Annotated in this window: 4 protein-coding genes; 1 reads left to right on the forward strand and 3 read right to left on the reverse strand. The window is 71.5% G+C overall.

The genetic code is table 11. The annotated features are described in order from the left end of the window. The 3 genes from ABT352_RS35325 to ABT352_RS35335 form a co-directional block, all read right to left on the reverse strand. A partial coding sequence (locus tag ABT352_RS35325) for a type I polyketide synthase (protein WP_350949373.1) occupies positions 1-2144 on the reverse strand: 2144 nt, incomplete at its 3' end. 14 nt (positions 2145-2158) lie between these two features. Further along, entirely contained in the window at positions 2159-11857 is a 9699-nt protein-coding gene (locus tag ABT352_RS35330; RefSeq protein WP_350949374.1) for a type I polyketide synthase, read from the reverse strand. 92 nt (positions 11858-11949) lie between these two features. Continuing rightward, the gene (locus tag ABT352_RS35335; RefSeq protein ID WP_350949375.1) at positions 11950-13329 is read right to left on the reverse strand and encodes a helix-turn-helix transcriptional regulator; all 1380 of its coding nucleotides are present in this window, start codon (positions 13327-13329) and stop codon (positions 11950-11952) included. A gap of 568 nt (positions 13330-13897) precedes the next feature. On the opposite strand from ABT352_RS35335, the gene ABT352_RS35340 reads away from it, so the two are divergent. Continuing rightward, the gene (locus ABT352_RS35340) at positions 13898-14485 is read left to right on the forward strand and encodes a DinB family protein (protein ID WP_350949376.1); all 588 of its coding nucleotides are present in this window, start codon (positions 13898-13900) and stop codon (positions 14483-14485) included.

The following is a 14485-nucleotide window of genomic DNA, read 5'->3' on the forward strand; positions in this document are numbered from 1 at the left end:
ACATACGCCGCCGACACCTCACCCACCGAATGACCCACCACAAAATCCGGAACAACCCCCCACGACCCCAACAACCGAAACAACCCCACCTGCACCGCAAACAACCCCGCCTGAGCAAACACCGTCCGATCCAACAACCCCCCACCCAACGAGCCCTCACCCAACGAACCCGCCCCAACCGACCCCGACCCACCGAACACCACCTCACGAACCGACCCCACCCCACACTCCTGCAACACCCCACTCAACTCACGATCCAACTCCCCGACCACCTCATCAAAAGCAGCCGCGAACACCCCAAACCGCCCATACAACTCCCGACCCATCCCCACCCGCTGACTCCCCTGACCCGTAAACAAAAACCCCAACCCACCACCACCCCGCCCCTGAACCACCACCCCTGACGACTCACCCGACGCCAACGCCTCCAACCCCGCTACCAACTCCCCCCGACCAGCACCCACCACCACCGCACGCTCCTCCAACACCCCCCGACCACGCGCCAACGAAAACCCCACATCCCCCACACCCAGACCCGGATCAGAGCCCACAAACCCCGCCAACCGACCCGCCTGACCCCGCAACCCCGCCACCGACCGCCCCGACACCACCCACGGCACCACCCCACCCACCGACACCGAACCAGCCACCAACTCGCTCCCGGCGACATCGCCAACCACCCCAGCACCGGCCACCACAGCGACAGCCCCGCCGTCAGACCTCCCCTCGACCACCTCGACATCCCCGACAGACTCCTCCGGAGCCTGCTCGATGATCACGTGAGCGTTCGTCCCGCTCACCCCGAACGCCGACACCCCCGCCCGACGCGGACCACCCGACACCGGCCACTCGCGCGCCCCGGTCAACAACTCCACCGAACCCGCCGACCACTCCACAAACGGCGACGGCTCATCCACATGCAACGTCGCCGGCAACACCCCACGCCGAATCGCCTGCACCACCTTGATCACACCAGCCACCCCAGCCGCCGCCTGGGTATGCCCGATATTCGACTTCAACGACCCCAACCACAACGGCCGCCCCACCGGCCGACCCCGCCCATACGTCGCCAACAACGCCTGCGCCTCAATCGGATCACCCAACCTCGTCCCCGTCCCATGCGCCTCCACCAGATCCACATCCACCGGGGACAAGCCCGCACCCGCCAGCGCCTGCCGGATCACCCGCTGCTGCGACGGACCATTCGGAGCCGTGAGCTGGCTGCTGCGACCGTCCTGGTTCACCGCGCTACCACGCAGCACGGCCAGAACCTCGTGGCCGTTGCGGCGGGCGTCCGAGAGCCGTTCGAGTGCCAGCAGTCCAACTCCTTCGGCCCATGCGGTGCCGTCCGCCGCCCGGGCGAACGCCTTGATCCGACCGTCCGGGGCCAGCCCGCGCTGCCGGGAGAACTCGATGAACATCCCGGGCGCGGCGAGTACCGTGGCACCGCCGGCGAGCGCGAAGGAGCATTCGCCCAGCCGGAGTGCCTGGGCGGCGAGGTGCAGTGCCACGAGTGAGGACGAGCAGGCCGTGTCGACCGTGACCGCGGGTCCCTCGAACCCGAACGAGTACGCGATCCGGCCCGACGCCACGCTGGTGGTGTTGCCGGTGAGCACGTAGCCGTCGGTGTTGCGCGCCGGCCGATGATGGAGGCTGGGCCCGTACTCCTGGGCGATGGCGCCGACGAACACGCCCGTGTCGCTGCCGCGCAGGGTGAGCGGGTCGACGGCGACGTTCTCCAACGTCTCCCAGGCGGTCTCCAGGAGCAGCCGCTGCTGCGGGTCGGTCGCCAGCGCCTCACGCGGCGAGATCCCGAAGAACTCCGCGTCGAAGTCGGCGGCGTCGTACAGGAACCCGCCCTCGCGCACGTAGGAGGTGCCGCTGCGGTCCGGGTCGGGATGGTAGATGCCGTCGAGATCCCAGCCCCGGTCGGTGGGGAAGGGACCGATCACGTCCCGTTCCTCGCTCACCACCCGCCACAGGTCGTCCGGGGAGGCGATGCCGCCGGGAAACCGGCAGGCCATGCCCACGATCGCGATCGGTTCTCTGCCGGCGGACTCGACCTCGTGGAGACGCCGCCGGGTCTGCTGGAGCTGCAGGGTCACCCGGTTGAGGTAGGTGCGGAGCTTCTCTTCGTCGGTCATGGGAGAGGTGCCCTTCACGAGAGGCGCAGTTCGTTGTCGATCAGCTCGAAGATCTCGTCGTTCGTGGCCGCGCCGATACGGGCGAGGTCGTCTTCCGTGGCGGGCCGTGGTCCGCCCCATCTGGTCAGGAGGTCGTTCAGCCGGGCCATGACGCGCTCGCGCGTATCGGAGTCGAGGGCCTCGTCGGTGAGGGCCGCCTCGATCCGGTCCAGTTCGGCCTCCGGCTCGGGTGTCCTGGCCGGCGGGACGAGCAGGGTTCGCAGGTACGCGGCGAGTGCGAGCGGGGTGGGATGGTCGAAGACGAGGGTGGTGGGCAGTCGCAGCCCGGTGACCTTGTCGAGCCGGTTGCGGAGTTCGATGCTGCTGAGCGAGTCGAACTCCCCGTCGAGGAAGCCGCGGTCGGGATCGATGGCGTCGGAAGTCGGGTGGCCGAGCACGGTGGCCGCGGTGGACCGGACAAGTGTCAGGAGGCTGCGCAACTGGTCGGCCTCCGACCGGCCGGCCAGTTCCTCGGCGATGGATGTCGCGGGTGATGCCGTCTCCGCCACCGGTACGGCGATCCGGCGGGGCAGTCCATGTGCTGTTCCTCTCAGCAGCGGAGAGCCGGTCTCCTGGGAGTCGGGCCGGCCGATCCTGGCCGTCACCGCGACCGGCTCCGGTGCGGCCAGCGCGGCGTCGAACAGGGCGAGCGCGTACTCGGTCGGCATGGCGGGCAGGCCGGAACGGGCCAGTCTGGCCACGTCCGTCCGGGTGAGGTCGCGGGTCATGCCGCTGGTCTGCGCCCAGTGTCCCCAGGCGAGCGAGGTGGCGGGCAGGCCGTGCGCGCGGCGGTGGTGGGCGAGGGCGTCGAGGAAGGCGTTCGCGGCGGCGTAGCCCGCCTGGCCCGCGTTGCCCAGGATTCCCGCCGCGGAGGAGAACACCACGAACGCCGACAGGTCGAGCCCCCGGGTCAGCTCGTGCAGGTGCCAGGCGGCGTCGGCCTTGGGGCGGAACACGCCACGTACGCGGTCGGCGGTGAGCGAGCCGATCACCCCGTCGTCGAGCGTCCCCGCCGCGTGCACGACGGCCGTGAGGGGGTGGTCTGCCGATATAGAGGCGATCAGTGAGGACAGGGCGGCGCGGTCGGCGACGTCGGTCGCGGCGATCCGCACCTCGGCGCCCAGCGCGGTGAGTTCCGCGCGCAGTTCCGCGGCGCCCGGCGCGTCCGGGCCCTTCCGCCCGGCGAGCAGCAGGTGACGGACCCCGTACCGGGTGACGAGGTGGCGCGCGGTGATGGCGCCCAGCGTGCCGGTTCCACCGGTGAGGAGTACGGTTCCCGCCGGGTCGAGGCGGGTGGGCAGGGTGACGGCCAGTTTGCCGGTGTGCCGTGCCTGGCTGAGATGACGCAGGGCGTGATGGGCGTGCCGGGCGTCCCACGCGGTGACCGGTAGCGGCACGATCCTTCCCTCGTCGAACAGGGCGGCGAGCACGTCGAGGATCTCGGCGATCCGGTCGGGGTCCACCTCGAACAGGTCGAAGGCCTCGTACGTGACGCCGGGATGGGCCGCCGCCACGTCGGCGGGGTCGCGCTTGTCGGTCTTGCCCAGCTCGACGAACCTGCCGCCGTCCGAGAGCAGTCGCAGGGACGCGTCGGTGAACTCGTGGGCGAGGGAGTTGAGGACGACGTCGACGGAGGGGAACCCGGACTCGAAGTCGAGGGTGCGGCTGGAGGCGATGTGGTCGTCGTCGAGTCCTTGCCCGCGCAGGGTGTCCCACTTGGCGGGCGAGGCGGTTCCGTACACCTCGACCCCCCAGTGCCGGGCGAGCTGGACGGCCGCCATACCGACGCCCCCGGTGGCCGCGTGGACCAGCAGGCGCTCGCCGGGGTGGATGTCCGCCAGGTCGGCGAGACCGTGGTAGGCGGTGAGGAAGGCCACCGGCACGGTGGCGGCCTGCGCGAACGTCCATCCGGCCGGGACGCGCGTCAGGTAGCGCCGGTCGGTGACGGCGAGCGGGCCGACGGTTCCGTGGATCAGGCCCATGACACGGTCTCCGGGCGCCAGGCCGGTCACGCCGGGTCCGGTCTCCACGACGACACCCGCGCCCTCGGCACCGATTCTGGCCTCGCCGGGGTACACCCCGAGGGCGATGAGCACGTCCCGGAAGTTCAGCCCGGCCGCCCTGAGCGCGACCCGGACCTCCCCCTCGGCCAGCGGACGTTCCGCTTCGGGAGCGGGCAGCGAGGTGAGATTCGCCAGCGCGCCGGGGACGTTGACGTCCAGCCGCCAGGTCTCGTCAGGAAGGTCCAGTGCGTCTCCCGCCGGGCGGGCGAGCTTGGGCGCGAGTATCTCTCCCCCGCGTATCGCGAGCTGGCTCTCGCCCGTGGCCAGCGCCACCGCGACGGCCTCTCGCGGCTGCGAGTACGCGCCGAGGTCGAGGTCGAGCAGGACGACACGGCCGGGGAACTCGGTCTGTGCCGTGCGGCCCAGGCCCCAGATCCCTGCGTGCGCGAGGTCGTCGACGTTCTCTCCAGGATGGGTGGCGACGGCGCGGCGGGTGACGACGACCAGTTTGGTCGCCGCGAACCGCTCGTCCAGCAGCGCTTCGCGCAGCCGTTCCAGCACCGTGGCCGTTCCGGCGTGCAGTGCCTCCGGCAGCGCTGTGTTCAGCGCTGTGTCCTGTCCTTCGCCTCGTACCGTGCCGGGGGTCGTGTCTCTCCGCGTGTCTCCGGCGGCCGCCGAGATAAGCAGGACATCCGGAGCAACTTCCCCCAATGATCCTAAATCAGTAAATATCGGCACATCAGGTAGGTCGAGGCCCGCTCCGACCACCGCCCAGCGAGCCGGTGTCGACGGCAGGACGGCGGGTGCGGGCACGGAAGTGGACGCGGGTGCCCAGTCCAGCCGGTACGGCACCGCGTGGTCACGCGCGAGGGAGGCGCCGAGCCGCTCAGGCGAGGCGGGCCGGAACGTGAGGGATTCGACGGAGACGACGGGCGTGCCCGTGGCGTCGGCGGCGGTGATCCTGACCGTTTCCTGGCCGATCGGCGTGATCCGCACCCGCAGTGCGGTCGCCCCCGACGCCTCCAGCGACACCCCGTCCCACGAGAACGGCAGGTGAATGCCCTGCGGCTCGTCGGAGAAGGCGATCCCGACGACCGCGTGCAGTGCGGCGTCGAGGAGCGCCGGATGCACACCGTAGCCGTTGGCCTCGGCGAGATGCTCGGCCGGCAGCCGTACCTCGGCCAGGGTGTCGTCGCCCAGCCGCCACGCCCCCACGAGTCCTCGGAAGGCGGGGCCGTACTCGTATCCCCTGTCGGCGAGCCTCTCGTACAGACCTGCCAGATCGACGGGAACCGCTCCCCGCGGCGGCCAGGTCCCGTCCGCCTCTTCGCGGCCTGGAACGGCGGCGACCAGGGCGCCGGTGGCATGACGGGTCCAGCCGTCAGAAGGGCCGATCCTGGAGTGAACGGCGATCGGCCGGCGGCCGGAGCCGTCGTCGGCGCCGGTGAACACCTGCACCTGCACCTCGCCGCGCTCCGGGACGACGAGGGGCGCCTCCAGCGCCAGCTCGCCGAGGCTCAGCCCGCCGTGCCGGTCGGCGGCCTGCAGGGCGAGCTCGACGAACGCCGTACCGGGAAGCAGCGTGCCACCGGAGACGACATGGTCGGCGAGCCAGGGAAGGGTACGTGACGAGAGGCGTCCGGTCAGGAGCGAGCCTTCACCACCCGCGAGGTCGACCGCCGCGGCGAGCAGCGGGTGGTCCGCCGTCTCCAGCCCCGCGGCGGCGGGTCCCGAGGCGAAGGAGGAGGGATCCAGCCAGAACCGGCGTCGTTGGAAGGCGTAGGTGGGCAGGTCGACCAGCCTCGCGTCACGACCGTTCAGGGCCGCCCGCCAGTCGACGTTCACACCGTGGACGTGCAGGTGGGCGAGGGCCGAGGTGAACGCCCGGACTTCCGTACGGCCGGAAGGCGCGGGGCGGTTCCGATGGCCGGGGCCGTCGTCAGGGGCGTCAGCACGATCAGCGCGGTCGGAGCGGTCGGAGCGGTCGGAGCGGTCGGAGCGGTCGGAGCGGTCGGAGCGGTCGGAGCGGTCGGAGCGGGACGCGGCGGCGAGGGTGCGCGGCGGGGAGTCCGCGAGGCATTCGTGAGCGAGGGCGGTCAGGACCGCGTCGGGGCCGAGTTCGAGGTAGTCGGTCACACCGAGGTCACGCAGGGCCGAGATCCCGTCGTGGAAACGGACGGCCCGCCGGATGTGGCCGACCCAGTAGCCGGGGTCGCGCAGTTCGTCCGCGCCGGCCGGGCGGCCGGTGACGTTGGAGATCACCGGGATGCGCGGTGCGGCGAAGTCGAGGCCCTCCGCGACCCGCCGGAAGTCGTCGAGCACCGCGTCCATGTGCGGCGAGTGGAAGGCGTGGCTGACCCGCAGCAGCTTGGCCCCGCGGCCCTCCCCTCGCCGTCGTGTCACGATCTCCGCCACCACCGCCTCGCTCCCGGAGACGACCACGGAGTCGGGGCCGTTTACGGCCGCGATGTCGACCTCGCCGCGATGGCCGTCCAGAAGTGTCCGGATCTCCTCTTCCGTCCCCCGCAGGGCGGCCATCGCGCCGACGGCCGGAACCGCCTGCATGAGCCTGCCGCGGGCGGTGACGAGGGTCGCGGCGTCGGGCAGCGACAGGACACCCGCGACGTGGGCGGCGGCGATTTCACCCACGGAGTGGCCGATGAGGTGGTCGGGGCGCAGGCCGAAGGACTCGGCCAGCCGGTACAGGGCGACCTCGAAGGCGAAGAGCGCGGGCTGGGCGTACGCGGTCGTGTCCAGCAGTGCGGCGTCGGCGGTGTCCGGTCCGGCGAACATGACGTCGAGAATCGGGCGGTCGAGATGGTCGTCCAGGTGCGCGGCGACGGCGCCGAGGGCGTCGGCGAACACCGGGAAGGTCTCGGCGAGGTCCCTTCCCATGCCCGGACGCTGGCTGCCCTGGCCGGTGAACATGAACGCGAGCCCGCCCGACCTGGTGGCGGCACCGCGTACGACACCCGGGGCGGATCCTCCCTCGGCGAGAGAGACGAGCCCGTCCAGGAACTCCGTACGACCTCCGGCGAGCACGACGGCGCGGTGGTCCAGGGCGGCACGGGCCGTGGACAGGGTGAATCCGACGTCGGCCACGTCGAGCGAGGGGTCGGCGGCGATCCGTGCCCGCAGCCGCGCGGCCTGCTCTCGAAGAGCCTCCTCGGTCCTCGCCGAGAGGGGCCACGGGATGACACCGGAATCACGGGATTCGCCAGATTCGCGGTATTCGCCCGGATCGGTGACCGTGGCGAGATCACCGGCCCCGTCTGGCCGTTCGCGCGGCCCGGTCTCCTGCGGCGCCTGTTCCAGCACAAGGTGGGCGTTGGTGCCGCTGATACCGAAGGAGGAGACGGCGGCCCGGCGCGGGCGGCCGGTCCGTGGCCACGGGGTGGCCTCGGTGAGAAGCGAGACGGCGCCCGCCGTCCAGTCGACGTGCGGTGACGGCCGGTCGATGTGCAGGGTGGGCGGCAGGGTCGCGTGCCGGAGCGCCTGGACCATCGCGATGACGCCGGTGACGCCCGCGGCGGCCTGTGTGTGGCCGAGGTGTGATTTCGACGAGCCGAGCAGCAGCGGGCTCCCCTCACGGCGGTCACGGCCATAGGTCGCCAGCAGTGCCTGTGCCTCGATCGGGTCACCCAGCGCGGTCCCCGTCCCGTGTGCCTCGACGGCGTCGACATCGGCGGGCGAGAGCCCCGCGCCGGCGAGAGCCTCCCTGATGACCCGCTCCTGCGCGGGACCGCTGGGAGCGGTGAGCCCGTTGCTGGCGCCGTCCTGATTGACCGCGCTGCCCCGGACGACGGCGAGTACCGGATGACCGTGGCGCCGGGCGGCCGACAGCGGCTCCAGCAGGACCAGGCCGGCCGCCTCCGACCAGGCGGTGCCGTCGGCCGCGGCCGCGAACGGCTTGCACCTGCCGTCGGGCGCGAGCCCGCCCTGCCTGCTGAACTCGGTGAACATGCCCGGCGCGGACATCACCGTGACGCCACCCGCGACCGCGAGTTCACACTCCCCCGCGCGGAGCGCCTGGACCGCCAGATGCATGGCCACCAGGGAGGACGAGCAGGCGGTGTCGACGGTGATCGCGGGCCCTTCCAGCCCCAGCGTGTAGGCGAGCCTGCCCGAGGCGACGCTGGTCAGGGTGCCGGTGAGGGCGTGACCTTCGTGGCCTTCCGGCGTCTCGTGCAGGCGGGGGCCGTACTCCTGCGGAATCACGCCGACGAACACGCCCGTACGACTGCCACGCTGGCCGGAGGGGTCGAGCCCCGCCCGCTCGTAGAGCTCCCACGACGATTCGAGCAGCAGCCGCTGCTGCGGGTCCATCGCCGCGGCCTCGCGCGGACTCAGCCCGAAGAAGGCGGCGTCGAACAGGTCGGCGTCGTGGAGGAATCCTCCCTCCCCGGTGGCGGACGTGCCGGGTCCTTCGGGTGCGAGGAGCCGGTCCACGTCCCAGCCCCTGTTCTCGGGAAAGCCACCGATCACGTCCCTGCCGGACAGCAGCAGCCGCCACAGTTCCTCGGGTGATTCCGCGCCGCCGGGCCATCGGCCGCTCATCGCGACGATCGCGATCGGCTCTTCGTCCGCGGTTGTCGTCCGCGCGAGTTCCTCGGGTCCCGCCGCGGGGTCGGTGGCCTCGGCGTTCAGGTCGGCGTTCAGGTAGGCGGCGACGGCTCGCGGCGTCGGGCGGTCGTAGACGAGTGAGGCGGGCAGGCGCAGCCCGGTCGCCGCGGCGAGCCGGTCGCGGAACTCGACCCCCGCCGCCGAGTCGAAGCCCAGATCCTTGAACGTCAGATCCTCGTCGACCGCGTCCCCCGCCGCGTGGCCGAGCACGATCGCCGCGCTCGTCCTGACCAGGTCGAGGGTCGTGCGCTCCCGCGCTCCGGGTACCTCGACCGACGCGGCGGCCACGGAGACTGAGGCGTTCCCCGAGGTCTCCGCCGGTGTAACGGGAGCGGGGGCGGTGTCGATCCACAGGCGCCGGCGTTGGAAGGCGTAGGTGGGCAGATCGACCCGCCCCGCCCCGGCGCCGATGACGTCCGTCCAGCGGACGGCTCCGCCGTGGATGTGGACCCGGGCGAGCGAGGTGAGAAACTGACGCGGGTCGCCGTGACCGCGCCGTAGCGTACCGATCGCGAGCACCTCGCCGGCGCTCTCCCCTATGCCCTCGGTGAGGATCGGGTGCGGGCTGCTCTCGACGAACACGCGGTGCCCGTCGGTGACGGCGGCCAGGACCGCCTGTTCGAGCTCCACTGTCTGGCGCAGGTTGCGATACCAGTAGTCCGCGGTGAGTTCGGCCGTGTCGAGCCGGGCACCGGTGACGGTGGAGTAGAAGGCGACGGCCGACGCCCGCGGCCTGATCCCGGCCAGCTCGTCGAGGAGACGCCGCCGCAGCGGCTCCACCTGGGGCGAGTGGGACGCGTAGTCGACGGGAACGTTCCGCACCCGGACGCCCTCCCCGCGGTATTCGTCGAGGAGTTCCGCGAGCGCCTCGGCGTCGCCTGAGACCACGGTGGAGGCGGGTCCGTTGACGGCCGCGACGCCGAGTCGCCCGTCCCAGCGGGCCAGCCGTTCGCGCACCGCTCCCGCGGGAAGCAGGATGGAGGCCATCCCCCCGGTGCCCGCGATGGCCGCGATGGCCTGGCCGCGCAGGGCGACGATCGCGGCGGCGTCGTCGAGCGACAGGGCGCCGGCGATGTGGGCGGCGGCGATCTCCCCCTGCGAGTGGCCGATGACGGCGTCGGGGCGGACTCCCGCCGACTCCCACAGCCGCGCGAGCGAGACCATGACGGCGAAGAGCGCGGGCTGCACGACGTCCACCCGGTCCTGCGGTGGTGCGCCGGGCCGTCCGGTGAGCAGGTCGACCAGCGACCAGCCGACGTACGGCGCGAGGGCGTCCGCGCACGCCCGGATGTGCCGGGCGAACACCGGTGAGGTACGCAGCAGATCCGCGGCCATGCCCTCCCACTGGGATCCCTGCCCGGGGAAGACGAACACGGTGCCGCCGCCGTCGGGTTTCACGCCGCCCCGTACAAGGGAGGCCGCCTGCTCTCCGCCGGCCAGTGCCCGCAGGCCGTCGAGGAGTTCGGTTCCGTCACCCACGAGCACCGCCCGGTGTCTGAACGCCGTCCGGGTCGTGGCGAGCGAGAACGCCACGTCCGCCGGAGCGAGGGAGTCACGCGCGGTGAGGAGGTCGCGCAGCCGCCCTGCCTGCTCGCGCAGCGCGGTCTCGCTCGCACCCGACAGCACCCACGGCACCACCTCGGCCTCGCCCGGCTCCCGCGCGGCCCGCGAGAACAGCCGCTCCCCGCTCGTTTCCGAGAGCACACCGGTTTCGGCGGGCGGTGGTTCCGCGAGCACGACATGGCAGTTGGTACCGCCCATGCCGAACGAGCTGACCCCGGCGACGAGCGGCCGGTCCTGCCTCGGCCAGGGGCCGGTGCCCGACTGCACGCGCAGGTTGAGGCGATCGAAGGGGATGTCCGGGTTCGGCGTCTCGAAGTTGAGGCTGGCGGGGATCCGCCGGTGCACGATGCTCAGCGCCGCCTTGAGCAGGCCGACGATTCCCGAGGCGCCCTCCAGGTGCCCGACGTTCGTCTTGGCCGATCCGACCACGAGGGGGTCGGCGGAGGCCCGGTCCGCTCCCAGCGCGACGCCGAGCGCCGCGGCCTCGATCGGATCTCCGACCCTCGTCCCGGTGCCGTGGAGTTCGACGTACTGAACGGCATCGGGCGCCACCCCCGCGCGTTCGGTGGCGAGCCGGATCACCTCGGCCTGCGCGGCCGGGTTCGGCACGGTGAGACCGCCGGTCCCGCCGCCGGCACCGTCGGCCCTGCCGCCCGGGTCGCCGTCGTTGTTGACGGCGCTGCCACGGATGACGCAGTGAATCCGGTCGCCGTCGGCGACGGCCCTGGCCAGCGGCTTGAGGACGACGACGCCTCCCCCCTCGCCGCGCACGTAGCCGTTCGCGCGGGCGTCGAAGGTGAAGCAGCGCCCGTCCGGCGAGAGCCCGCCGAACTTCTCGGCGGCGATGGTGGCCTCGACGACGATGTTCAGGTTGACACCTGCCGCGATCGCGAGGGTCGACTCGCCCCCGCGCAGGCTCTCGGCGGCGAGATGGACCGCCACCAGGGACGAGGACTGGGCGGAGTCGACCGTCAGGCTCGGTCCTCGGAGCCCCAGCGCGTAGGAGACGCGATTGGCGATGAGGCCGCGGTTGAGCCCGGTCATCGTGTGGCGGGTGATGGCGCCCGTTCCCTGCCGGTGCAGGAGGGTGGCGTAGTCGGCCGCGATGGCACCGACGAAGACGCCGGTGAGGGTGGCCGCCAGGTCGGCGGGCAGGATCCCGGCGTCCTCCAGCGCCTCCCAGGCCAGCTCCAGGACGAGGCGCTGTTGCGGGTCCATCGCCGCCGCCTCGCGCGGGGAGATCGCGAAGAATTCGGGGTCGAAGCGGTCGACGTCGTCGAGGAACCCGCCGAACCGAGGAGTCCGCACTTTCTCGTCCCAGCGGTCGGCGGGCACCTCCGTGATCGCGGAGCGTTCCTCACGCAGCAGATTCCAGAACGCTCCCGGATCGGGGGCGTGCGGCAGCCGACATGCCATTCCGATGATGGCGATCGCGTCGGCCGAACCGTTTCCCCATTCATTCGACGCCGAACGGCCGATACTCATCTTTGCTCCATGTCATGAACCGGCGAGAAATGCTGGAACAATTCTCGCCATTCGGTTCCGAATGGAGCACCCCTAGCAACCCCTAAGGGTGGTTAATCCAGGAAAGCCGGAAGGTCGGCCCGGCGGGAAACGCCGAGCTTCCGGTAAATATTCGTCAGGTGCTGCTCGACCGTGCTCACCGTGACGTAAAGCTTTTCGGAGATCCGCCGGTTCGTATATCCCTGGGAGGCCAGGGCCGCGACCCTGCGCTCGGCGTCGCTGAGGTCCACCTCGCCGGGGCCCGCGGGGGCGGGACTCTCCGATGGGTCCGGCACACCCCGCGAAAGTACGCCGGTCAGCGACTCGGCACCGCAGGAGCTCGCGATGTGGCGAGCCCTGCGCTGGACGGCCCTGGCCCGGTGGGACTCACCGAGACGGGAGTGGGCGCGGCCGAGCTCCGCGAGCGCGAGGGCCAGCTCGAACTGGTCCTGGACGGTCTGCAGGATTTTCACCGCCTCCTCCAGAACGGCCGGGCGCGCCTCGACGGCGAGCGTCGCGGCCCGCAGGCGTGTCGCGATGCCCCTGGTACGGGTGACCGCGCCGCCCAGAAAGGCCAGCTGATCAGCGACGAGCGTCGCGGCCTCCTTGATCCGGCCGAGGTCCAGACAGGCTCGGGCGGCACCGAGACGCCAGGCGGCGATCCCCGGCAGGTCGACGTCCCAGCGCTCCATGAGATCGCCGCAGGCCCGGAAGTCGGCGAGGGCGGCCTCGGCGGCACCGGTCGCCAGCCGGTAGCCACCGCGAGCGAACAGGTAGTGCAGCCCGACGGGCGTGTCGAACATCGCCTGGGGAACCGGTACGGCCAGGTAGCGGGCGGCGTCCTCGTACTTGCCCATACCGACCTTCGCGGTCACCATGGCCGCGAGCGGGAAGCCGAGGGCCACTCCCCAGCTGGTCACCGGCATGTGGGTGAGCGCCGCGTGGGCGCATCGTTCCGCCTCCTGGAGCCGGCCTTGACGAACCGCGATCTCGGCTCGGATCGCCGCGAACATCCCCTGCCAGCTGGGGGCACAGTGGGTCGTGGTCTGTTCGAGCAGCGGCTCGCACCACCGCCGGGCCAGGTCCGTCCGGTCGGCGTAGATCAGGGTCATGAGCGCGGCGGTGAGCGAGTCCAGCGCGGTCTTCCCCATGGGGCACAGCCGCAGGACCTGCTCGGCACGGGTGACGGCCTTCTGATCCTCATGCCCGGTCAGGAAGGCCGACAGCACCCGCACCCCCTCCAGGCCGGTGACCACCTCGACCTCGGCGGCACCGTCCAGGCCGCGATCCGCTCCGGACCGGTGAGTCCGCAGGCCCGGATACCAGCAGGAGACCCAATCGATCACCTCGTGGAACGGTCCCGCGAGCTCCGTGCCCGAGTCCACGAGGTCACCGAGTTTGCGCAGTGTCCGCGTGGCCTGCTCCACATGGCCTCGCCAGAGCAGTCGCCGCACCGACCGCGGCGTACCGGCCTCCCCGATAAGGGATCTTTCCCGAAGCCATCGGTCGAACAGGTCCGCGACCCGCGCCGATGTCTTCTCGTCGAATTCCGCGTCGCCGAAGACTTCCCTGAGCAATTCCAGGGAGGAGGTGAGCGGGAGGGCGGGGGGACGTGATAATTCACGAGCCGTCGCTCTCCCGGCGCCACTTTCACGGCGCGGCGCGTCCGCCGGCCACTCGATTTCAACCTGAGAACCCATTAATTCCACACGACTCTCCGCCGAGAAAAGAAGCAGCGGTCGTCGATGCGATTTTCGCATCCTGCACCGGCCGCAAAGAATCAACGCCTTCCGTTCGGCCCAGCCGTCACCGTCGTCCCCGAGTCGACCCCGTGCCGTGCCATCGCGTTCCCGACCCCACCCCCTATTGTCTATATTTCCTACTAAGTAACCATAAAATACCCTGAGGAGTCAAGCCGGGCAGGGGCCACCGCCCCGCTGCCTTCGGGAAACGGGCAAGCCCCTTCCTGCGGCCGGTGAAAACCTGTGGCGGGGCGGCGGGGAGCGGTGCCAGGGTTCCCGGATGACCGTACCTCGCGTTGATCTGCTCATCCGGCAACTCGACATCGCATGGGCGCTGTTCGAGTATCACCTGAAGGACCTCGACGACCCGGCCTGCCTCTGGGAACCCGCGCCCGGCTGCTGGACCGTCCGGCCCGACGACCGGGGCCGCTGGACGGCCGACTGGGAGGTGCCCGAGCCCGATCCCGCGCCGGTCGTCTCGATCGGTTGGCTGACCTGGCACATCGGTTTCTGGTGGACGACCACCCTCGGGCACTGTTTCGGATCCGGGGCGCCCGAGCGCGAGGAGATCACCTGGCCGGGCACCGCCACGGCCGCGGCCGACTGGCTGCGCGCTCTGAAGGACGACTGGCGGGCGGCGCTGCTGCCGCTCACCGACGCCGACCTCGACTCGTCCGACAGGACCGCCGGCCTGCCGTGGGGGCAGGATCAGCGGCTGGTCGACATAGCGGGCTGGGTCACCGTCGAGCTGACCAAGAACGTCTCCGAGATCGGCCTCGTCCGCCACCTTCACCAAGCACTGGGCCCGTCCTTACGAGATGCGAACGTCGTCGCGGTGTCCCCCTCCCACGAGCCGGGGCGGGGATAG

The sequence above is a fragment of the Streptosporangium sp. NPDC000563 genome (assembly GCF_040299985.1).
Lineage (GTDB): Bacteria > Actinomycetota > Actinomycetes > Streptosporangiales > Streptosporangiaceae > Streptosporangium.

Coding starts and splice junctions, on each gene's coding strand:
- ABT352_RS35330 (WP_350949374.1), bottom strand. CDS start 11,857: ATGAGTATCGGCCGTTCGGCGTCGAATGAATGGGGAAACGGTTCGGCC.
- ABT352_RS35340 (WP_350949376.1), top strand. CDS start 13,898: ATGACCGTACCTCGCGTTGATCTGCTCATCCGGCAACTCGACATCGCA.